Below are 20,469 nucleotides of genomic sequence, written 5' to 3'. Positions count from 1 at the left end.
CGCGGCGCGGGCCTCCCGCCCCTCATGCCGCGGCCCGCACGGCCATCGGCAGCCCGCCCCGCATCCGCAGGGAGAGCATCGGCTCGGGCACCACCCGGTGGCCCGGGACCGTGCTCAGCGTGAGCTCGCGGACGACCATCGCCGTCACGAAGACGGCCTCCATCATGCCGAGATTGCTGCCCACGCAGAACCGCGGCCCGCCGCCGAACGGGATGTAGGCGTACCGCGGCCGGTCCGCCCCGCCGCCCGGCCCGAAGCGGTCAGGGTCGAAGCGCTCGGGGGCGTCCCAGAACGCCGGGTGCCGGTGCAGGGTGTACGGGCAGATCAGCACGTCCGAGCCGGCCGGGACGCCCCAGCCGCCGACGTCGTCCGGCCCCTGGGCCCGGCGCGGCAGGATCCACACCGGGGGGAAGAGCCGCATCGCCTCCTGCACCACCGCCGTGGTGTACGCCAGCCGCGGCAGGTCCTCGAAGCCCGGCATCCGGTCGCCGAGCACCGCCAGCGCCTCCTCGCGCACCCGGGCCCGCGCCTCGGGATGCCGGTCGAGGAGGTGGAAGGTCCAGCCGAGCGTGCTCGCCGTCGTCTCGTGCCCGGCCAGCAGCAGGGTGACCAGCTCGTCGTGCAGGCGCTGCCGGCCCGCCCCCGGGTCCGCCTCCTCGCGGACCGAACGGATCAGCCGCGACAGCGCGTCGTCCCCGTCACCGCCGCCGTCCGGGCGGGCGGTGCGCTCGGCGACGAGGCGGTCCACCACCTCGTACAGCCGCCTGCGGGCACGCCGGAAGCGCAGCTGGTGCGGGAGCGGCACCCACATGGGCACCAGGCCCTGCGAGACCATCTCGAACATCGCCTGGTCCTGCACGGCCTCGAAGTCGTGCGCCACCGAGGCGTGGGCGGCCAGGTCGGCGTCCAGCAGGGTGTGCCCGAGCACGCCGAGCGTCAGGCCCGTCAGCTCCCGCACCACGTCGACCGGCGCCCCGTGCTCGTACGCCCGCAGCCGCGCCACCAGCTTGGCCGCCTCCTCGGCGACGACCCCGGCCTGCGCGGCGATCCGTTTCGCCTGGAACACCGGCTGGATCGTGCGGCGCTGGGCGCGCCAGCGCTCGCCGTCGCTGGTGAGCAGGCCGTCGCCCAGGGCGCGCCGGGCCTCCACCAGGCCGATGCCCTTGTGGTAGTTGGCGCTGTTGTCGGCGAGCACGTGCTTGGCGTGGTCGGGGTGGTTGAAGATGTAGAGCGTCTTGGGGCCCATGGACACCCGGACCGCGTCGCCGAGGTCCGCGGCGTCCCGCATCAGCGCCAGCCGGTCGGTGGCCAGCTTCCTCAGCAGGCCGGGCAGTGCCCTGCGCGGCGGGCCCGGGGGCGTGCGGCTCATGCCGGCCTCCCCGCGAGGGACCGGCCCCGGGCGGCGTACGGCTCCAGCGCCCGCACCAGGGCCTCGGGCACCAGGGCCGGGGCGGTGGCGGTGTTGGGGCCGCGCATGCACGCGACGCGCTGCCGGCCCCGCGCGACGAGGCTCTCGGCTCCGTCCGGGCCCAGCCGCACGTAGTCGAAGGTGAACTCGACCTGGGTCTGGGCCAGTTCCGTCAGCCGCATGCGCACCGACAGCTCGTCGAACGCGGTGATCTCGGCGAAGAACTCGCAGTCCACCTTCAGGGTGAACAGCTTGAGGTCCTCGCGCAGTTCCGCGAGGACGCCCGGCGCGCGCTCCTTGAGGAACATCTCCCGGCAGCGTCCCTGCCAGCGCAGGTAGTGCACGTAGTAGACGTTGCCGACGAGGTTGGTCTCCTCCAGGCCCACCGTGTGCCGGTACTCGAACCAGTCCGTGGTCATCCGTGTGACCCTCCCGTGAGGAACGCGAGGACGACCGGGCGCGGTTCGTCCCGCAGGGCGGTGACGAACGTGGCGATACGCAGGCCGCCCGAGGCGAGGACCGCCCAGCCGTCCCGGCGCCCCGGGTCCAGGGTGAGCGGGGCGCCGTCCATGACCCCGGCCTTCTTCAGGCACTCCAGGGCGCACCACACCCGGGTGGCGGCGCTGTCGTGGTCCTCGCCGGTCTGGCCGGCGAGCAGGGCGGCCAGCGGGGCGTGGTCGCCGAGCAGCCCGTCCCAGTCCGCGGCCGTCCGGGCGGTGACCGTCTCGACGTCGCAGGCCACCTCGTCGTCGGCGACCGCGCACAGGGTCACCCCCGCGCCGTGGGAGGCCGAGAGGGAGTGGCCGTCGGTCTCCGGGCGGCCGTCGGGCCGGTGGCGGACCTCGGCGGGGTGCCCCAGGGCCCGTTCGAGAGCGAGGGCCGTGCGGGCCCGGCGGTCGTCCTCGCCGGCCGCCGGTTCGACGGCGACGGCGATCCGCGCGTCCAGGACGTCCTCCAGCGCGCGCTCCAGATAGGGGCCCAGCAGCGGGGCCGCCCAGGGCCCGGAGCCGTCGCGCCGCCGCACGGCCCGCAGCCGCAGGCCCTCCCAGCGCTCGACGACCTCGCCCCGCTCGTCGCGCACCGCGATGTCGTAGACGTACGTGTCGCCGTCCCGCTCGCGCTCGACGGCGCAGTAGCGCAGTTCGCCGGCGGGCCCCTCGCCGCCGCCGAGCGGATGGACGCGCTCGATGCCCGCGGGCAGCAGGGTGGCGTCGGGGACGCACACCTGGTTGCCGTGCATCAGGGCGTCCCGCATGCCGGGGTCGCCCAGCAGCAGCCGGGCGGGCAGGAAGCCGGCGAACCAGCCCGCCGGCTCCGCCGTCGCCACGTCGGCGTCGACGTGCCGGGCGGCGGCCCGGTGGAAGCGCCGCAGCCGCTGGAAGCGCGTGCCCTGGAACAGCACGTCCCCGTACAGGTCGGCGGCCGGGTCCAGCGGCACTGGTGGTGCCTCGCCGGCCGCCGGCAGGGGCGGGCCCTGGGGGACGGCGGCGCCGGAGAACACCAGCCGGGCGCGGAAGTGCTCGGCGGCGAACCCGGTCTCCTCGCTGTGGACCGCCACGTCGACGGTCTCGGGGCCGGTGACGGTCGCGGCGACGCGGATCGTCGTGCTGCCGTCCGGCGGGACGACGACGGGCCGCAGGAACTCGGCCCGTTCGACGACCGGCACGGCCGTCCAGCCGGTGGCGGCCGTGGCCACCTGGGTCATCGCCTCCAGGCCCAGGACGGCCGGGAAGAGCAGGTCACCGTCCAGCAGGTGGTCGGCCAGGTACGGGTCGGTGCCCGCGTTCAGCTCGACCTCGGTCACCAGCTCCACGCCGTGGTAGCGCACCAGGGGTCGGCCCGCGAACCGCAGCAGCGGCAGCGGCGGCAGGTCGTGCCGCATCGTCCCGACGCCCTCGGTGCGCCCGGTGACCACCACGGTGGTGGGCGCGTCCGGGTCGGCGATCAGCCGCAGCAGGATCTCCACGCCCCGGTCGGGGGAGATGGGCGTGATGCCCTCGCGGGCCAGGGACTCGACGACGGACAGCCGTTCGCCCATGCCCACCCCGGACCACACCGACCACTCCAGACACAGCGCCCGCAGGTGCGGATGGCGCCGGGCCACCCCCTCGGTGAGGTCCGTCAGCCACTCGTTGGCGGTGGCGTAGTGGGCCTCGCCGCGCAGCCCGGAGCGGCCGATGACGCTGCCGAAGGCCACCAGCAGCCGCAGCCGCTCGGGCTCGAGCGCGTCCAGCAGGTTGCGGAGGCCGTCGACCTTGGGGGCGAACGTCCGCCGGAACTCCGCCATGTCCAGGCCGGTCAGGGCGGTGGGCTCGTTGCGGCCCGCGCCGTGCAGCACGGCGGTGACCGGGCCCAGCTCCCGCGTCAGCTCCTCGACGGCGGCACGGGTGCGCCCGGCGTCGGCGAGGTCGGCGCGGGCGTAGCGGACGGTGACGCCGCTGTCGGCCATCCGGCGCAGGTTCGCGGCCAGTTCGGGGTCCTCGCCCGGGTCGGAGCGGCCCAGGACGGCCAGACGGGCGCTGCTGCCGACGGCGATCGCCAGCGCGCACTCGGCGGAGATGCCCTTGCCGCCGCCGGTCACCAGCAGCACGTCCTCCTCGCCCAGCGGCTGTTCGGTGCGGGCCGGGGCGATGGGCAGCGCGCGCAGGACGGGCACCCGGCGGGTGCCGTCGGCGTCGTAGTGCGCCTCGGCGAAGCGGGTGGTCGCGGCGGTCTCGGCCACCACCCACCCGACGGCCTCCGGCGTCTCCTCGGGCACGTGCACCACGGTGGTGCGCAGGTGCGGTGCCTCCAGGTGCAGGGTCTTGGCGAGCCCGGCCGCGCCCCGCCCGTGCTGGACGAGCACGAACCGGCCGGCCCCCTCGTCCGCCAGCGCCGCCCTGGCGCCCTCCAGCGCCCGCTCGAGCTGCTCGTACGGGCAGTCGGGGGGCAGCCAGACCAGGACGCCCGGCCCGACCTCCGCGCTCTCCAGCGCCGTCCGCAGCCGCTCGGCGTGCGGGGTGCCGGGTGCCGTGAACAGCCGCCAGGGGCCGCCGGCCTCGGGCGCGGTCCGGGCCGGCAGGGGCGGTTCGTCGAAGCCGGGGGCGAAGGCGCGGGCCCAGGGGGCGGCGCCCGCGACGACCGGTGCGGCGGCTTCCGCCGGCCGGCCGGTGCCGGCCAGGGCCTGCAGCGCCTCGGAGAGCTCGCCCACGGTCGCCGTGGCGAAGTTGGTGGGCACCTGCGCCGGGGGGATGCCCAGGCGCTGGGCGGCGCGGTTGACGAGCTGGCCGACCGTGATGGAGCTCAGGTGCAGATCGTCGAGCAGCCTGCTGTCGTCGCCCACCAGCTCCTCGGGCAGCTCGGCGCGTTCGGCGACCAGCCGGCGCAGCAGCCCGGCGGCCGGCTCGCCGGTGTTCTCGTCGCCGTCCGTGCCCCTGCCTGCGGGCGCGTCCTGCGGGTCGGCCGCACGGGCGGGCGCGGGGCGGGTGCCGCGGGCCGGGGCCGGTGGGGCCTGTTCGCAGGGGCTGGCCAGGAAGCGCAGCTCGGCGCCGATCTCCAGCGGCCGGACCAGGCGGTCGTGGAAGAGCCGTTCGTGGGCCAGCGGGCTGCCCGCGACCCAGGCGGCTCCGGCCACCTGCAGCAGTCCGCGCAGCGACTCGTCGTCGGTGTCCAGCGCGACGGCCGGGACGTCGGTGGCGGCCGCGGCCAGTTGGCTGAGCACCCGCCCGGGGCCCACCTCGACGAACAGGCAGACGTCCTTGGCCGCCAGCTCCACCGCCTGGGCGAACAGCACGGGCTCGGTGATCTGGCGGCGCAGCAGGTCCGGGACGTCCGTGCCGGGCGCCAGGGCCCTGCCGGTGACGGTGGAGACGATCCTGCGGGCGGGCGGCGCGAACCGCACGCCGGCCAGCCAGGTGCCGAAGGCGTCGGCGGCGGGTGCCACCAGCGGCGAGTGGAAGGCGTGCGAGACGGGCAGCCGCACGCAGTGCGTGCCGGCGTCGCGGGCGCGCCGCTCCACCTCCTCGACGGCCTCGGCGGGCCCGGCGACGACGGTCCGCTCGGGCCCGTTGTAGCCGGCGACGACCACGGGCAGCCCGGCCGTGAGCGTGCCCACCGCCTCGGGGGAGGCGGCGAGGGAGGCCATGGTGCCCGAGTCGCTGTGCTCGGTCATGGCCCGGCCGCGGACGGCGGCCACGCGCAGTAGGGTCTCCTCGTCCATCGCCCCGGCCCAGTGCAGCGCGGAGATCTCGCCGAGGCTGTGGCCGACCGCGACGGTCGCCTCGACGCCCAGCGCCCGCAGGGCGCGCAGTCCCGCCAGCGAGCCGGTGACTATGCGCGGCTGGGCGACGGCCGTCGCCACCATGTCCCCGCCGGCGGGCAGTTCCGCCCGCTCGTAGACCTGTGCGGCCTCGGCCAGGCGCCGGCCCAGCGCGCCTCCGCTCGTGCCGTTTCCGGAGCCCTGGCCGGGGAAGAGGAAGCCGATCCGGCCGGGGCCGGAGACGCGGCCGAGGAAGGCCCTGCCGTCGGCGGCGACCAGGCTGGTCTCGCCCGCCTCCACCGCGTCCCGCAGCTGCCGCAGCCGCCGCTCGGCGTCGGCGGGCGAGGAGACGACGGCGGCGGCCCGGTAGGGCGCGTCGCGCAGCTCCCGCTGGAGGGTCGCGGCGAGGTCCGCCAGTTCGGCGTAGGCGAGTTGCGGCACGAAGGCGGTCAGCCGGTCGAGCCGGGCGCCGAGCTCCTGCGGCGAGTCGCCGTCGACCAGCAGCAGTTCGGCGTCCTGGGCCGAGGAGGCCAGGATCCGGTCGCGGGGGGCGGTGACCGGGTGCCGGTGCGGGCCGGGTTTGTCGAGGACGACGTGGGTGTTGATGCCGCCGAAGCCCATGGCGGTCACGCCGGCGCGCAGCGGTGCCCCGTCCGGCCAGGGCTCGGCCCGGCGCAGCACGCGCAGGGACGCCGAGGGGGCGGTCAGCAGCTCGTGCGGGTCGGTGCAGCCGATGGCCGGGGGCAGCATGCGGGCGTCGACGGCCATGGCGGCCTTGATCAGGCCGGCCACTCCGGCGGCGGCCTTGGTGTGCCCGATCATCGCCTTGATCGAGCTGATGACGGCGGGCGCGGCCTCGGGGTCGGCGGTGGTCCTGGCCAGCATCAGGGCCCGCAGCTCGGTGGTGTCCCCGACGGCCGTGCCCGTGCCGTGCCCCTCGAAGAGGGGCACGGTCTGGATGCCGAACCCGGCGCGTTCGTAGGCGCGGCGCAGCGCGAGCTGGTAGCCGGCGACCTCGGGCCGGGTGATGCCGCCCTGGCCGTCGGAGGAGACGCCCCAGCCCGCGACGGTGGCGTAGACGCGGTGGCCGGCCGCCAGGGCGTCCGCCTCGCGCATCAGCACCACCATGCCGCAGCCCTCGCCGGGCCAGAAGCCGTTGGCGGCCTTGTCGTAGACCTTCATCTCGTGCCGGGCGAGGGCGCCGGTCTTGGCGAAGCCGGTGATCTCGAACGGGTCGATGGACAGGTCGACGCCGCCGGCGACGGCGACGTCGATGTCGCCGGCGAGGAGCGAGGAGGCGGCCGTGGTGACCGACAGCAGCGAGGAGGAGCAGGCGCCGTCGACGGTGTAGCCGCCGCCGCCCAGGTCGAAGTGGTTGCAGACGCGTCCGGCGATGGTGTTGGACAGGCCGCCGGCGAGGGTGTCCTCGTCGACGGCGGGGAACGGGCTCTTGTACGCGGCCTCGACGTCGTCGAGGAACGCGGTGAGCCGGTCGTCGTCCCAGTCCTGTTCCCTGAGCGCCGCCGCCATGACGCGCCGTACGTAGGGCCAGCGCAGCCGCATGACGTTGGCCCGCGCGAACTCCCCGGTGAGGGTGTTGCCCACGACCACGCCGGTGCGTTCGCGCGGAAGGCCCTCGCCCTGGGGGAAGCCCGCGTCGGCGAGTGCCCGTCCGGCGACGTCGAGGGCGAGCCAGTGGGTCAGGTCCGTCGAGCGGTAGGTGCTGCCGGCGACCTTGTGGGCGACGCGGTCGAACGCGTAGCCCTCGAGGACGGCGGCCTCGCGCGCGTAGAAGCGGTCCTCGGCGGCCGGGTCCGCGTCCCAGTGGTCCTCCAGCCGCATCCGGACGTCGGGGAGCCTGCGGAAGGCCCTGCGTCCGGCGACGGCGTTCTCCCACAGCTCGCGCGGGGAGGCGGCGTCCGGGTAGCGGCACGCCATGCCGACGATGGCGATCCTGCTCATGCAGCCACCGCTTCCTTTCCCGCTCCGGAGGAGGGCGCGGTGGGCTCCGTTCCGCCGGCCGCCGTCCCCGCTGCGGCCTCCGCGGCCGCCCGTTGCGTGATCAGGTGCAGCCACCACAGGTAGCCGCCGCGGATCAGGCAGACGGCGGCGGTGGCGAAGAAGATCCCGTAGGCGATGCCCAGCGCGGTCAGCAGCCCGTACATCGCGGCGACGCCGCCGCCGAAGGCGATCTGGGAGTTCCGCCGGGAGGGGGAGGTGCCGGGGTCGGTGACCATGTAGTTGGTGAAGAGCACGAAGGCGGTGCCCGTCATCATGCCCAGGGCCGCCGGGATGGAGGTGCCGAAGACCAGGCCACGCACGACGGCCTGCAGGGCGTAGCCCACCAGCCACGCGCCGATCAGCCACATCCGCTCGGTGAGCTTGGCGTTCAGGAGCGTGCCGAGGCCGATGATGACCAGCGGCAGGCCCCAGTCGAAGGGGCCGCCGATGTTCTCGGTGAAGTGGTACGGCGGTGCGATGCTGGCCCAGGGGAACAGCAGCAGGATCACCGCGATGCCGAAGTTCGAGGGGTTCATGAAGTGCCGCATGCGGCCGCGTAGCGGGGCCCTGAGCACCCACTTGGTGCCGACGGCCACCACGACCCCGAAGATCATCACCCAGACGAGGTCGTTGACGTAGGTGAGCATGTTCACGGCGAGGCCGGTGATGTGCGAGGGGAAGAGGAACTCCACCATGCCGCGCGGGCCGCGGCCCGTGAAGCGCGGTGCGCGGCCCTCCACCCTGGCCGCGATCGCCTCCAGCGCGATCTCCACTGTGTACGCGGTGGCGACCGCTATGAACGGCCAGGTCCACGGCTGTTCGAAGCCGAGCACGGTGTAGCCGAGGATGTTCAGGACCGTGATGGAGATCGCGAAGCGGCGGAGCGCGGTGACGACCTTGGGGTCGTGGTGCTGCTGCGGGGGGCTGCCTGCCTTGGTGGCCATCTGCGTCACTTCTCCTTGGCTTCGGAGCCGAGCTGGATGGTGTGCCGGCCGGGGCTCGTGCGCAGGTCCGCCTCGCGCACCTGGCCGGTCCGGTCGCGCCAGGTCAGGTGGACCTGCAGGGGCCCTTCGGCCTTGCCCAGGCCGATGTGGACCTCGTGGCTGCGCTTGCCCGAGTGCCCGCCGCCGCCGTCGACGCGGGCGACGCGCCTGGTGCCGTCCGGGAGGGTGACGGTGACGTGGGCGTCCACCACGGGCGAGCCGGAGGGGTGGGTGAGCGTCAGGCCCAGGAAGTCGCCGGCGGAGGCGGAGTCGTTGCGGTAGAAGACCGGCTCGCCCCACTGGCGGGCGACCGCCATGTCCAGGCGCCCGTCGCCGTCGGCGTCACCGGTGGCGATGCCGCGGGTCGGGACGGGGACGGCCAGGCCCAGGGGCTTGGAGAGGTTGGTGTAGCGGCCGCCGTCGCCCTTGGCGAAGAACCGCATCTCCTGGCTGCCGGCGAGGTCGTCGCCGTAACGGACGTTGGGCCACCACAGGGGGTTGTGCGTCAGCTGGTCGTTGGCGGTGGCGAGCTCCTGCAGCTGCGGCCAGCGGTTGGTCTTGCCCTTGACGAAGCCGGTGGCCTGGCTGATCTCCAGGTCGCCGTCGTTGTCGAAGTCGCCCGTCTTGACGTCCCAGCCCCAGCCGGACCAGGCCAGGCCCAGCGGCGCGCTGCGGTCGGTGTAGGGCGCCTCGCCGGCGCGGAAGCTCTTGCGGGTGCCCTTGGCGTCGCGCGAGGTGTCGAAGAAGGCGAAGTTGGACTCCTGGATGCCGAACGAGGTGGTGATGTTGCTGACGAACATGTCGTAGCGGCCGTCGTTGTCCAGGTCGCCGAAGTCCACGCCCATGCCCTTGAAGGAACTGCGGCCCAGCTGCTTGGACTTGGGGGTCGTCGCGTCCCGGGCGGCGTCCACCACCGCGAAGGCGATCTTCCCGGGCGTCGACTTGTTGTAGAGCAGCTTGGAGGTGCCGAAGTCGTGCGCCATGTAGACCTCGGGCAGCTGGTCGCCGTCGAGGTCGGTGGCGGACAGCGCCAGCGTCCAGCCGTTGCGCACCTGCTTGGGCAGGGCGCCCTTGGCCTCCTCGAAGCCGCCGGGCGTCCAGCGCAGCACATGGTCCTCGCCGCCGTTGCGCGCGTTGGACAGCGAGTCGTTCATGACCACGCCGCCGTCCTTGGTGGCGTCCAGCACGGGGCTGTCGGGGAAGTAGTTGCCGATGAGGATGTCCTCGTGGCCGTCGCCGTCGAAGTCCGCGACGGTGGTGGCGTTGCTGTTCCACTGCGGGCCGGTGTACTCGCCGCCGTCGGTGACGCCGCGCACCAGCTCGGTGGGCTCGAACGCGGCGGCCGAGCGGCCGTCGGAGCCGGCTCGGGCCATGAACAGGACCGGCGTGCGGCCCCAGTAGTAGACCAGCAGGTCGGTGCGTCCGTCCTCGTTGAAGTCGCCCGCCGTGCAGCCCATCGGGGCCATGGTCCGCGTCATCGGCAGCGGGGCCGCGTCGAGCGCGAACGGCTTGTAGCGCCCGGCGTTCTTTCCGGGCGCGGGCGTCAGCGAGACCCGGTCGGTGCGGGGGTCGGTGACGCACAGGTCGTTCGCCAGGCCGTCGCCGTCGACGTCGTTCATGGAGATGCCGGCGCCGACCGAGGAAATCCAGCCCTCGATGTGCTTGTAGGCCTTGTTGACCTTACGGATGTTCTGCTGGCGGTATCCGCCGGGCAGCTCGACGGTCATCGGAGTGAACGCGTACTTCTTCGCCATCTCCGCCTTGTCGGCCGCCGAAGTGGACGGCGGGCGCACGGCGACGAACATGCCCACCATCACCACCAGCGCGACAATTCCGGGAAGTTGTTTGAACATCCAGCCACGTATTGCCACGACGCGTCAGCCCCTTTCCCGGGAAACGAGTTCCTCGGCGATCCGCCGCCGCCAGATCTCATAGGCGGGAACATCGGTGCCGGCCGTCGCGTCGGGGCGGGTGCCGGAACACACCTTGGCCGCCTGTTCCGGGTCCATGCCGCACAGCGTCGCGGTGGCGAGCTTCGTGTGCGCGACGCTCAGCCCCGCCCGCTCGCGGGCCTCGGCCGCGAAGGCCACGCCCTGCAGCAGCTGCGGCAGGTACGACCCGGCGCGCTCGGCGAGGTACCGCAGCTCGCTCTCGTCGGCGCCGCCCGCGTAGGTGGCCGCCAGGCCCGTACCGCTGTACAGGTCGGGCCGCCGGTGCGCCGGATAGGCGTCGATCAGGTCCGCCGCACGCTCGGGGTCGGTGCCCGCCACGAACCACAGGGCGCGCCCGATGCCCTGGTCGATGGCGTTCTGCTGGTACGAGGCCGGGGTCGCGGCCCAGGAGAAGCCCAGGTCCTGGAACTGCCCGCGCACATAGCGCTCGGTGTGGAAGTACGCCTGGTGGAAGCCGTATCCGTCGAGGACCAGCCAGCGCAGCAGGGGATCGGTGCGCCGCACGTCGGGCCACAGGAACTTCGGCAGCCGGGCCATGGCCCAGCCCACGCCGACGTAGGCCATGTACACATGCAGCCGGCCCTGGCCGGAGAGCAGCCCGTCCAGCCGCCGCCCGCCGCTGCCCGGCAGCGCGTCGAGGACGACGGCGCCCATCGCGGCGCCCTCGTAGGCGAAGCCGCGGAACTGCCGGGGCACGGTCTCCAGCAGCGCCTCCGCCTCGGCGGGCGAACGCGTCCCGACCGCGTGTCCGTACCCTTCGAGAAAGGTCCGGCCGATGGTCTCCAGCAAATCCTGGGCAGCCGAATTCTTCTTGTGGAAGCCGCGTTGATCCAGGCTTGTGGCCGATACGTTGGGGGTGAGGATCTTGCGCCTGAGCGCACGCAGAAGAGTTGACAACGCGCTGTACCGCCCCTCGTCGATATGGATCGTCGTGCTCGGTCAGCCGAATGCGAATGTACACAGCCGAACGGAACGGCCGTCTACTTCAGGAGTGCTCAATTCCCCTGCTATTGCAGGTGGTTCCGTACGTTTCCGCGCCATGTTTCATATGCCGGGACGGCGCCCGGTGCGGAGGGGCCGACGGCGTGGTCGTCGGCCAGCGCGGCGGCCTTCTCCACGCCGATTCCGGCCAGGGCCGTGACGGCGGCGTGGGTGTGGCCGGGCACCGTGCCGGAGTGGTCGCGGGCCTTGGCCGCGAAGACCGCCCCCTGCGCCAGCTCGGCCGCGTGCTCGCCCGCCGCGCGGCGCAGGGCGGCCAGGTCCGCGGCGGTGGCGCCGCCGGCGAACGTGGCGGCGAGCCCCACCCCGCTCCACAGGTCCGCGTGCCGGTGTGAGGCGAAGCGGCCCACGGCGGCGGCGACGTGATCGGTGCGGGCTCCGTGGATGAACCACAGCGCCCGGCCGATGCCCTGGTCCACGGCGCGCGGGAAGTACTCCGGCGCCCCCTGCCAGGGGTGGGGGGCGGGCACCCGCTGCTCGTCCACCCAGCGCCGGGTGTGGAAGTAGGCCAGGTCGAAGCCGTAGCCGTCGACGGCCAGCCAGCTCATCACCGGGTAGTACGGGGAGCCGGTCAGGTCGGGCAGGACCTTCCGCCACAGCACCCTCGGCAGCCGGGCCATGGCGAAGCCGATGCCGATGTAGTTGAGGAAGATGTGCGGGCGGCCCGGCCCCAGCAGCAGGTCGCGGGTACGGTGCCCGGTCCGGGGCCCCATGACGTCGCGGACCGTCAGGGCCATGGTCGCGCCCTCGTAGGCGAAGCCGCGCAGCTCGGGGTCCGCGAGCTCGAGCCTGCGCTCGGTCTCCCACAGGTCGCGGGCGTCGATCGCCCACTCGAACCCGCAGACCACCGCCTGGGGGATGGCCTCCAGCCGGGGAGCCGCGGGGGAGGAGGCGCCCGGGAAGCGGCGGGCGGCGAAACCGACGCTCGCCAGGGGCGGGGTCAGTGCGAGTCTGCGCAGCGATCCGAGAACCGTGGGCACGGCCGTCTCCTCACCCTGGGCCACCGTCCCGCCGGTGGCGGAGAGCTTCATGGTCATGCCAACCGAGCGGTAGTGGCATCTCCGGATGTGCGGAACTCACGCGGAACGCACGGCGGAATCACGGCCGTTCGCCCACGGTGCTCCGGCCCGTGCGAGCAATCTCGAGGTTGCCGGGGGAAGCCGCCGCCGCGTTGGATACCGAGGAGTCAGAGCGCTGGAGGCGGTAGTACGCACATGCAGGATCGCGCGAGCCGGACCCGCGACGTCATTCTCCGGGCCGCGGCAACGGTCTTCGACGACCGCGGATACGTGGGCACCCGGCTCGAGGACGTCGTGGACGGCCAGGGCATCAGCAAGGGCGCGCTGTACTTCCACTTCCCGTCGAAGGAGGCGCTGGCGGCGGCGGTGGTCCGCCAGCACTACGACCTGTGGTCCGAGCTGACGGAACGGCTCAGACCCGAGTACCCGCGCGCGGTGCGCCTGCTGATCGAGATCTCGGGCCGCATCGCGCAGATGCTGCTGCACCAGACCGGGGTGCGCGCGGGGCTGCGGCTGATGTCCGAGCGCAACCTCATCGGGCCCTCGGTGCCGCGCCCGTTCGTCTCGTGGGTGACGGCCGTCGAGGGACTGCTGACGGAGGCGCGCGAGCAGGGCGACCTGCTGCCGGACGTCCTCCCCGGGCCGACCGCCGTGGTGATCGTCTCCGCGTTCGCCGGCCTGCCCCAGACCCTGGCGGCGGGCGGCGAGCCCGTCGACCCCTTGTGCTGGGCGACGGCGCTGTGGCGCTCGCTGCTGCCCGGCCTGGTCACCGCCGAGTGCGTCAAGGAGATGGGCGCGGTGCTCGCGGAGCGGGACTGAGGCGGCGGGACGGGCACAGCGCGACTGACACCGCCGGACTGACACAGCACGGCGGGAGAAGACAGTCCGGATGGCCCCCAGCATCCTGGGTGCCCTGCAATCCCCGTCCCCGTGTTGAGGAGTGCGTGTGGAGAGCCGTGTCCTGATCCCCCGTCCCCTGCTCTTCTGGGCGGGCGTGCTCGTCTGCTCGGCAGGGGTGGGCGAGCATGTGGTGATGTTCGTCGACTCGGCGTCGATGAACTACCACATGGCCCATATGCCGATGGGCGCGTCCATGTGGCTGGCGATGGCCGCCATCGTGGCCGGGCTGGTGATGGCGGGTGGCGGCCTGGTGCCGCGCCGCCTGCCCGCGGCGATCGTCCCCGCCCCCGAGGAACCCGAGCCGGAGCCGGTGTCCGAGGCCCGCCGGGCCCTCGCCCGCAGGCGGCTGGTGGCCGTGCTGTCGTTCGCGCTGGTCGTCGACCAGATGAAGCCGGCCACGCTGGCGTTCATGCTGCCCGGCGCCCGCGCCGAGTACGGCCTGACCGCCGCCGAGGTGGCCTGGCTGCCCATGGGCGGGCTGACCGGCACGGTGGCCGGCTCGCTGCTGTGGGGCCACCTGGCCGACCGCATCGGCCGCCGGGCCGCCGTCCTGCTGGCCGCGCTGCTGTTCGTCGCGACGACCGTGTGCGGGGCGATGCCCAGCTTCGAGGCCAGCGTGCTGATGTGCCTGCTGATGGGCATGTCCGCCGGCGGCATGCTGCCCATCGTCTACGCCCTGATGTCCGAGGTGCTGCCCGGCCGCAGCGGAGTGATGGTCCTGCAGGCCGGGCTGACGACCGTGGGCGGCTACCTCGCCGCCAGCGGACTCGCCGCCGTCTTCGAGCCGATCGCCGGCTGGCGCATCCTGTGGTTCGTCCAGCTCCCCCTGGCGCTCGCCCTGCTGGCCCTCAACCGCTGGATCCCCGAGTCGCCCGCCTTCCTCGCCTCCCGGGGCCGCCTCGCCGAGGCCCGCCGGATGAGCCGTCTGTTCGGGCTGTCCACCACGCCCAGGGCGGCGGTCCCGGCCCGGCGGCAGGGCCCCGGTGCCCTCTTCGGCCGCGACTACCTCACCCAGACTCTGATCATCTGCGGTTACGGGCTGGCCTGGGGCGTCATCTACTGGGGCTTCCTGACCTTCCTGCCCAGCCTGCTGGGCAAGGCGGGCGTCGGCGCGAAGCCCCCGCAGATCCTGTTCGTCTCCTCGCTCCTGTCCATCCCCGGCACCGCGGTCGGCGCCTGGCTCTACAGCCGGTGGTCCTCGCGCAGGACGATGGCCCTCTACGGGGCCGTCACCGCGGTGTCCCTGCTCGCCCTGCTGGTGATCCCGCTGCGCAGCGCGCCGGCCGTCGTCCTGGTGCTGATGGGCCTGCTGACGGGCGCCAGCGGCGTCGTCGCGGTCATGGGCCCGTACGCCGCGCAGACCTATCCGACGGCGTTCCGGGGGATGGGCAGCGGACTGGCGGCGGCATGCGGCAAGTCCGGGGGCATGTTCGGGCCGCCGCTGATCGCCTGGATGACGTCGTTCATGTCCATCAGCCGGGTGGCCGCCGTGGTGGCGGTGCCCATGGCGCTGGCCGCGGCGGCCGTCGCGACGCGCGGGCGGGAGACGGTCACGGCGGTGCGCGGCGCGGACGGCGCGGGCCGCGAGGACGGCGGCCGCAAGGTGGAGGAGCCGGGCGGGGCCGTCATCCCCTGAGTGCGCGTGCCCGGAACGCGGAACCGGCCGCCGGCGGGATGCCGGCGGCCGGTTCCGTTCCGGCTGCCGCTACGCGACGCCGCGCGGGCTGTTCTGGTAGGCGGCCAGCCGCCAGTCGCCGTCCTGCCGGACGAGCACCCACGACGCCCGGACGGCCCGTTCGGCGTGGAGCTCGCTGTCGCCGTCCGCCAGGATGCCGCCCTGGGTGATCAGCAGCGCGCTGTCGGCGGACAGCCGCCGGACGTCGACGGGCGTGCCGGTCACCCGGGAGCCCTTGAACGGGCCCTGGAACGCGCCGGTCATGAACTCCTGGATCGCCGCCCGGCCCTTCTGGAAGACACCCGGCAGGATCATGGTGCCGTCGTCGGTGAACACCCCGGCGAAGGCCTCCGCGTCGTGGCGGGCCCAGGCCTCGACGATGCGCCCGGGAACGGCCGCGGCCGCCGCCAGCTCGGGGTCGTCCGGGAGCCCGTTCTCTGTCATCTCGGTTCCGCCTTCCGTGTCAGAGGTGGTGTCAGAGGTTGTGCCGGAGGTCGCGTCACAGGTACTGCGTGTTGGGCTCCAGGCCGCACAGCACCCGGCCGTAGAGCTCGGCGTTGGTGTCCGGCTGGATCAGCGCGTGCTGGGTGAGCGCCTGGACGTCGCGGGCGATCCGCTGGATGGGCACGTGGCTGTAGATGGACGAGCCGCCGCTGGCGGCGTTGAGCACGTCGACGGACTCCTTGGCGAGCCGGGCGGTCGCCCCCACGTCGGCACGGGCGCGCACCCGCTCCTCCGGCGTCCACGGCGAGCCGTCGGCGGCCTTGGCGTCGACCAGGCCCGTCAGCCGGTGGGCGTGGAACTCGGCCTGGTCGGCCTTGAACGTCGCCTCGGCCACCTGCAGATGGGTCACCGGTGCCTCGCGCCGGCTGGTGTACGAGGTGTAGGTGATGGCCCGGCCGGGCAGCGCCTCGAGGAAGGTCTCCCGGGCCGCCGCGGCCAGCCCCACCGCCGTCCCGACGGACGAGGCGGCGGCCACCGGCAGCAGCGGTGGCCGGTAGACGGGGGAGTCGGCGTTGATCTTCGAGGCCCCGCCCCGGCCCTCCAGGACCACGGGCAGCGGCAGCAACCGCTCCTCCGGCACGAAGACGTTCTCGGCCACCGTGGTGACGCTGCCCGTGCCGCGCAGCCCGGAGGTGTGCCAGTCGTCGACCACCCGCAGGTCGGACATCGGGACCAGCCCGACCACCGGCATGGGCTGCGCGCCCGGCTCGAGGCGGACGGCCACCACGACCTGCCAGTGGCTGTGCGGGGCACCGCTCATGAAGCCCCACTTGCCGTTCAGCACGACGCCGCCGTCGGCCGGTACGGCCTGGGCGGTGGGGCTGAGCGTCCCGCAGATCCGTACGTCAGGGGTGGCGAACACCTCGTCCTGGACCTTGTCCGGGAACAGGCTCGCCATCCACGTCGGTATCCAGTAGACGGCCGCCGTCCACGCGGCGGAGCCGTCGCCCCGCGCGATGACGGCGGCCACCTCGGCCAGCGTGCGGGTGTCGCACTCGTAGCCGCCGTATCTGGCGGGCACCCGCATCCGGAAGACGCCGGCCCCGGCGAGGGCCGCGACGGAGTCGTCGTGCAGGCGCCGGTTCTCCTCCGACCATGCCGCCCGCTCGCGCAGAACGGGAACCAATTCCGAGGCGCGGCCGAGCCATTCCTCCCGCGTCGGAGCTTGCGTGCTCAACACGTTGTCCATGCGCCGACCGTGGCACCCGCCCGACCGGAGCGGCATCTTCGGGATTGCGAAGTCCGCTTTCCGGCATTTTGGAAGAAGCTTCGCCGTGCGCCGTGCTGCCACATTCGGGTGCGTGAACGACAATCCGCACCGACGTTCGGTCGCCACCACTGTGGTCGGCAATTTCGTGGAGTACTTCGACTGGCTGGCCTACGGGCTGTTCGCCCCGCTGTTCGCCGCCCGCTTCTTCCCGTCCGACAACGCCGTCACCTCGCTGCTCGGCGCGCTCGCGGTGTTCGGCACCGGCATGCTGTGCCGCCCCCTGGGCGGCATCCTGCTCGGCCGGCTGGCCGACCGCCGGGGCCGCAGGCCCGCGCTGATGGTGTCGGTGGCGCTGATGGCCGCCGGGTCGACGCTCATCGGCGTCGCGCCCACGTACGGGACGGTGGGCCTGCTGGCGCCCGTGCTGCTGCTCCTGGCCCGGATGGCGCAGGGCGTCTCCTCGGGCGGCGAGTGGCCGGCGGCGGTGACGTACCTGATGGAGCTGGCGCCGCCGCACCGCAAGTGCCTCTACGGCAGCCTGTTCTCGATGACGGCCGCCGCGGGCGCGTTCGCCGCGTCCCTGCTGGGCGGCGGGCTGACCGCGTGGTTCGGGCCCGCGGCGATGGCGGACTGGGGCTGGCGGGTGCCGTTCCTCGTCGGCGGGCTGCTCGGCGCGGGTCTGCTGCTCGCCCGCAACCGCCTCACCGAGACCCCGGTCTTCCAGCGCGAGGTACGCGCGCGTGCCGGACGGGGCTCGCTGCGCGGGCTGCTGCGCTCCCACCGGCGGCAGGTGCTGCTGACCGTGCTGCTGGTCGCGGGCCTCGCCGTGGTCACCGGCACCTGGTCGACGGTGGTGCCGGCCACCGGTCACCGGCTGGCCGCGCCGGGGACGATGTTCTGGGTGGTGGTCTGCGCGACGGCGGGCGTGTCCGTGCTGCTGCCCGGACTGGGGATGCTGGCGGACCGCGTGGGGGCCGGGCGGTTCCTCGTCGTGGCGAGCGCGGCGTTCGCGCTCGTGGGCCCGTACGCCTTCACGCGCATGAGCGGTTCGTTCGCGAGCCTGCTGTTCGCCTATGGCAGCGGCGTGCTCTACATGGGGTGCGCGACGGCCGTGATGCCCAAGGTCCTCGCCGGGCTCTTCCCGCCCGAGGTGCGCGCCCTGGGCATCGGGCTGCCGCACGCGACGACCACCGCCGTGCTCGGCGGCGTCACGCCGTACCTGGCCGCGTACCTGGGCGAGCGCGGGGCGGGCGGCTGGTTCGCGGTGGCGGTGGCGGCGGCGGTGCTGCTGGCGTGGCCGGCTCGCAATCTGGGAGAAGCCGCGGCGAGGCCGCGCGCCTTAGCGTTGACCGCGCCGCACATGCAGGACACGAAGGATCCGTTTCCGGTGGAGGGTGGGCACCATGACCGTCGATGAGAAGGCAGCAACGCCGAGTGGGCCGGACGGCCCGGAGAAAAGGATTCCGCTCTCCTTCCACCAGGAATTCCTCTGCATGTTCGACGGCGGTGACGACGAGGGACCCTTCGGCCCGCGCTACCACATCGTGGGCGCCTGGCACCTGACGGGCGAACTGGACGTCCCCTCACTGCAGTCGGCCCTGGACGACGTCGTGGCGCGGCACGAGGCGCTGCGCACGGAGATCGTCCGGGACGGCTCGGCGCAGCACCAGCGGATCGTTCCGCCGGCCCCGGCGGCCCTCGAGGTCCGCGACCTGGCGGGGACGGCGGAGGCCGACCGCGAGCGGCGGGCGGAGGACCTGCTCAACGAGGTCGAGTCGGGCACGGTGCCGATCGGCGAATTGCCGTTGCTGCGCGCGGTGGTGGGCCGCTTCGACGCGCGGGACGCGGTGCTGGCCCTGGTCGCCCACCACACGGCGGCCGACGCCTGGTCGATGCACGTCATCATGCGCGACCTGATGGCGTTCTACGCGGCCCGGCGGGACGGGACGGCGCCCGCGCTGCCGACGGTCCCCCAGTACCAGGACTACGCGCGCTGGGAGCGCGAGCGGGCGGAGGGCGCGGCGGCGGCGAGGTCCCGGGCGTACTGGCGGGAGAAGCTGAGCGGCGCCCAGGTGCACGCGCTGCCCACGGACCGGGCCCGCTCGGAGAAGCTGCCCAAGGCGACGGCGTGGCACCGCTTCGGCGTGGAGCCGGAACTGGGCGCGCTGGTGGGAAGGCTGGCGGAGGACACGAAGAGCTCCCCGTTCATGATCCTGCTGGCGGCCTACAAGGTGCAGCTGAGCCGGCTGACGGGCGCGACCGACATCGTGGTGCCGACGTTCTCGGCGGGCCGCGGCCAGGAGCGCTTCCAGGAAACGGTGGGTTCCTTCATCAACTTCCTGCCGCTGCGCACGGACCTGGCCGGGTGCGAGTCGTTCCGGCAGGTCGTCGAGAGGGTCCGCAGGACCTGTCTCGAGGCCTACTCGCACGAGATCCCCTTCGGGCACGTGGTGGCGGGAGCCCCGGAGCTGATGGTCCCGGCGATGGCGGACGACGGCCAGGTCTCGGCGTTCCAGGCGGCGATCCCGCCGTTCGCGGAGGACGGCGGGACGGCGGGGGACGTGCGCTACTCCAAGATCTGGAAGCGCGTGCTGTCCCAGCCGGTGGGCTCGGACGTCCCGGACGGCGTGCTGTGGACCCTGCACCTGGACCACTCGGGCGACATGGCGGGCAGCCTGGGCTTCAACACCAACCGCCTCCGCCCGGACACGATGGACGGCCTGCTGGCGGACTACCTGGGCGTGTTGCGGACGGTCGTGACGACTCCGGACGAGAAGGTCCTCCTCTGATGGAGACCGGGGAGCTCAGGGAGATCGGCAAGCGGGCGGCGGAGATCTGGGCGGAGGTCCTGGGCATGGGACCGGGCCAGGAGAAGGCGACGTTCTTCGAACTGAGCGGCCAGTCGATCGCGGCGGTCCGCATCGCGGGCCGGGTCCAGGAGGAACTGGGCGTCTGGATCGACGTCGGAGCGTTCTTCGACGACCCGGACATGGAGACGTTCGCGGACGGTGTCGTAGCGGCGGCGCGGGCGGAGGCGGAGGCCTGAGGCGTTGCCGTGGTGCGATCGAGGCTGCGAGTGCTAGCTTGATGTCCGAGCGGCTGGGCGCCCGGCGGCTCAAATGGCTCCCGCCGTGGAGGACTAGGTCCGCGACGAGAGCCGCCGAAAGATGATGAGACGGCGTGTGGCCGTCAGCCCTCAGCTTCTTTGAGGACTGCCGACCCCGGCTGTTCAAAAGGGCCCCCGCCGCGGAAGGGGCAATTCCGCGACGAGAGCCCGCCGAAAGGCGATAGGACGGCGTGTGGCCGTCAGCCCTCAGCGCCTGTGAGGACTGCCGGTCACCGTCCGATCAGCCACCTCCCGAACTCGCGGATCACCGCGCAGATGCGTTCGAAAAGTGACTTCTTCCGGTGGCGTCCCATGGGCGCCCCCTCCCTACGCTGCACCCTGCCCGGGGGTGCTCCGGAGGACGCCCATGCCGGGCGCCCTGGGCGAGCGTCCGGAGAGGTTTACGCGTCCTCGTGGGAGGGGGCGCACGAGGTGCGCCACGGATCACAATAGCGGTTTGTGGCCCGCGAGTTGG

General features: G+C 73.7%; 14 protein-coding genes. 5 read left to right on the top strand and 9 right to left on the bottom strand.

Annotated elements, in window-relative coordinates; translation table 11 throughout:
• Positions 1-22: 22 nt before the first annotated feature.
• The 7 genes from ACIG36_RS19635 to ACIG36_RS19605 all read right to left on the bottom strand — a co-directional run bounded on the left by ACIG36_RS19635 (position 23) and on the right by ACIG36_RS19605 (position 12,560).
• Entirely contained in the window at positions 23-1,369 is a 1,347-nt protein-coding gene (locus ACIG36_RS19635) for a cytochrome P450 (protein ID WP_399929111.1), read from the bottom strand.
• On the bottom strand, positions 1,366-1,827 hold the full coding sequence (locus ACIG36_RS19630) for an acyl-CoA thioesterase (protein WP_399929110.1): 462 nt from the start codon (positions 1,825-1,827) through the stop codon (positions 1,366-1,368). The genes ACIG36_RS19635 and ACIG36_RS19630 overlap by 4 nt, the downstream gene beginning before the upstream one ends.
• Entirely contained in the window at positions 1,824-7,607 is a 5,784-nt protein-coding gene (locus tag ACIG36_RS19625) for an SDR family NAD(P)-dependent oxidoreductase (RefSeq protein ID WP_399929107.1), read from the bottom strand. The genes ACIG36_RS19630 and ACIG36_RS19625 overlap by 4 nt, the downstream gene beginning before the upstream one ends.
• A complete protein-coding gene (locus tag ACIG36_RS19620) occupies positions 7,604-8,590 on the bottom strand; it encodes an enediyne biosynthesis protein (protein WP_399929104.1) in 987 nt (328 codons plus the stop codon). The genes ACIG36_RS19625 and ACIG36_RS19620 overlap by 4 nt, the downstream gene beginning before the upstream one ends.
• Positions 8,591-8,595: 5 nt before the next feature.
• Positions 8,596-10,443: a CRTAC1 family protein gene (locus ACIG36_RS19615; protein WP_399930066.1), complete on the bottom strand. Its 1,848-nt coding sequence runs from the start codon at positions 10,441-10,443 to the stop codon at positions 8,596-8,598.
• Between the two features lie 63 nt (positions 10,444-10,506).
• Entirely contained in the window at positions 10,507-11,478 is a 972-nt protein-coding gene (locus ACIG36_RS19610) for a DUF1702 family protein (RefSeq protein ID WP_399929101.1), read from the bottom strand.
• A 110-nt stretch (positions 11,479-11,588) separates the two neighbouring features.
• Positions 11,589-12,560: a DUF1702 family protein gene (locus ACIG36_RS19605; RefSeq protein ID WP_399930063.1), complete on the bottom strand. Its 972-nt coding sequence runs from the start codon at positions 12,558-12,560 to the stop codon at positions 11,589-11,591.
• Positions 12,561-12,794: 234 nt separating this feature from the next.
• On the opposite strand from ACIG36_RS19605, the gene ACIG36_RS19600 reads away from it, so the two are divergent.
• Both ACIG36_RS19600 and ACIG36_RS19595 read left to right on the top strand, forming a co-directional pair.
• Positions 12,795-13,418, top strand: coding sequence for a ScbR family autoregulator-binding transcription factor (locus tag ACIG36_RS19600; RefSeq protein ID WP_399929099.1), 624 nt, complete (start codon positions 12,795-12,797; stop codon positions 13,416-13,418).
• A 127-nt stretch (positions 13,419-13,545) separates the two neighbouring features.
• A complete protein-coding gene (locus tag ACIG36_RS19595) occupies positions 13,546-15,135 on the top strand; it encodes an MFS transporter (protein ID WP_399929096.1) in 1,590 nt (529 codons plus the stop codon).
• A 69-nt stretch (positions 15,136-15,204) separates the two neighbouring features.
• Here ACIG36_RS19595 and ACIG36_RS19590 read toward each other — a convergent pair whose 3' ends face one another.
• Positions 15,205-15,618 (bottom strand): SgcJ/EcaC family oxidoreductase, encoded by a 414-nt coding sequence (locus ACIG36_RS19590; protein WP_399929093.1) that lies wholly within the window; start codon positions 15,616-15,618, stop codon positions 15,205-15,207.
• 55 nt (positions 15,619-15,673) lie between these two features.
• Positions 15,674-16,867 (bottom strand): acyl-CoA dehydrogenase family protein, encoded by a 1,194-nt coding sequence (locus ACIG36_RS19585; RefSeq protein ID WP_399929091.1) that lies wholly within the window; start codon positions 16,865-16,867, stop codon positions 15,674-15,676.
• A 112-nt stretch (positions 16,868-16,979) separates the two neighbouring features.
• On the opposite strand from ACIG36_RS19585, the gene ACIG36_RS19580 reads away from it, so the two are divergent.
• From ACIG36_RS19580 to ACIG36_RS19570, 3 genes are read left to right on the top strand one after another with little or no spacing between them, the layout of a single operon-like run.
• On the top strand, positions 16,980-18,305 hold the full coding sequence (locus ACIG36_RS19580; RefSeq protein WP_399929088.1) for an MFS transporter: 1,326 nt from the start codon (positions 16,980-16,982) through the stop codon (positions 18,303-18,305).
• Complete coding sequence (locus tag ACIG36_RS19575; protein ID WP_399929086.1) at positions 18,292-19,677, top strand: condensation domain-containing protein; 1,386 nt, start codon at positions 18,292-18,294, stop codon at positions 19,675-19,677. Before ACIG36_RS19580 ends, ACIG36_RS19575 begins: the two co-directional genes overlap by 14 nt.
• Complete coding sequence (locus ACIG36_RS19570) at positions 19,677-19,934, top strand: phosphopantetheine-binding protein (RefSeq protein ID WP_399929083.1); 258 nt, start codon at positions 19,677-19,679, stop codon at positions 19,932-19,934. Before ACIG36_RS19575 ends, ACIG36_RS19570 begins: the two co-directional genes overlap by 1 nt.
• The last annotated feature ends 535 nt before the right edge of the window (positions 19,935-20,469 follow it).

This window comes from Streptomyces sp. NPDC053048 (genome assembly GCF_044547045.1).
Taxonomy (GTDB): Bacteria; Actinomycetota; Actinomycetes; order Streptomycetales; family Streptomycetaceae; genus Streptomyces.
Note: the sequence above shows the minus strand (reverse complement) of the source record. Positions and strands in the feature narration are given on the sequence as shown.

Coding starts and splice junctions, on each gene's coding strand:
- ACIG36_RS19615 (WP_399930066.1), bottom strand. CDS start 10,443: ATGGTGGGCATGTTCGTCGCCGTGCGCCCGCCGTCCACTTCGGCGGCC.
- ACIG36_RS19570 (WP_399929083.1), top strand. CDS start 19,677: ATGGAGACCGGGGAGCTCAGGGAGATCGGCAAGCGGGCGGCGGAGATC.
- ACIG36_RS19600 (WP_399929099.1), top strand. CDS start 12,795: ATGCAGGATCGCGCGAGCCGGACCCGCGACGTCATTCTCCGGGCCGCG.
- ACIG36_RS19630 (WP_399929110.1), bottom strand. CDS start 1,827: ATGACCACGGACTGGTTCGAGTACCGGCACACGGTGGGCCTGGAGGAG.
- ACIG36_RS19635 (WP_399929111.1), bottom strand. CDS start 1,369: ATGAGCCGCACGCCCCCGGGCCCGCCGCGCAGGGCACTGCCCGGCCTG.
- ACIG36_RS19575 (WP_399929086.1), top strand. CDS start 18,292: ATGACCGTCGATGAGAAGGCAGCAACGCCGAGTGGGCCGGACGGCCCG.
- ACIG36_RS19620 (WP_399929104.1), bottom strand. CDS start 8,590: ATGGCCACCAAGGCAGGCAGCCCCCCGCAGCAGCACCACGACCCCAAG.
- ACIG36_RS19585 (WP_399929091.1), bottom strand. CDS start 16,867: ATGGACAACGTGTTGAGCACGCAAGCTCCGACGCGGGAGGAATGGCTC.
- ACIG36_RS19590 (WP_399929093.1), bottom strand. CDS start 15,618: ATGACAGAGAACGGGCTCCCGGACGACCCCGAGCTGGCGGCGGCCGCG.
- ACIG36_RS19625 (WP_399929107.1), bottom strand. CDS start 7,607: ATGAGCAGGATCGCCATCGTCGGCATGGCGTGCCGCTACCCGGACGCC.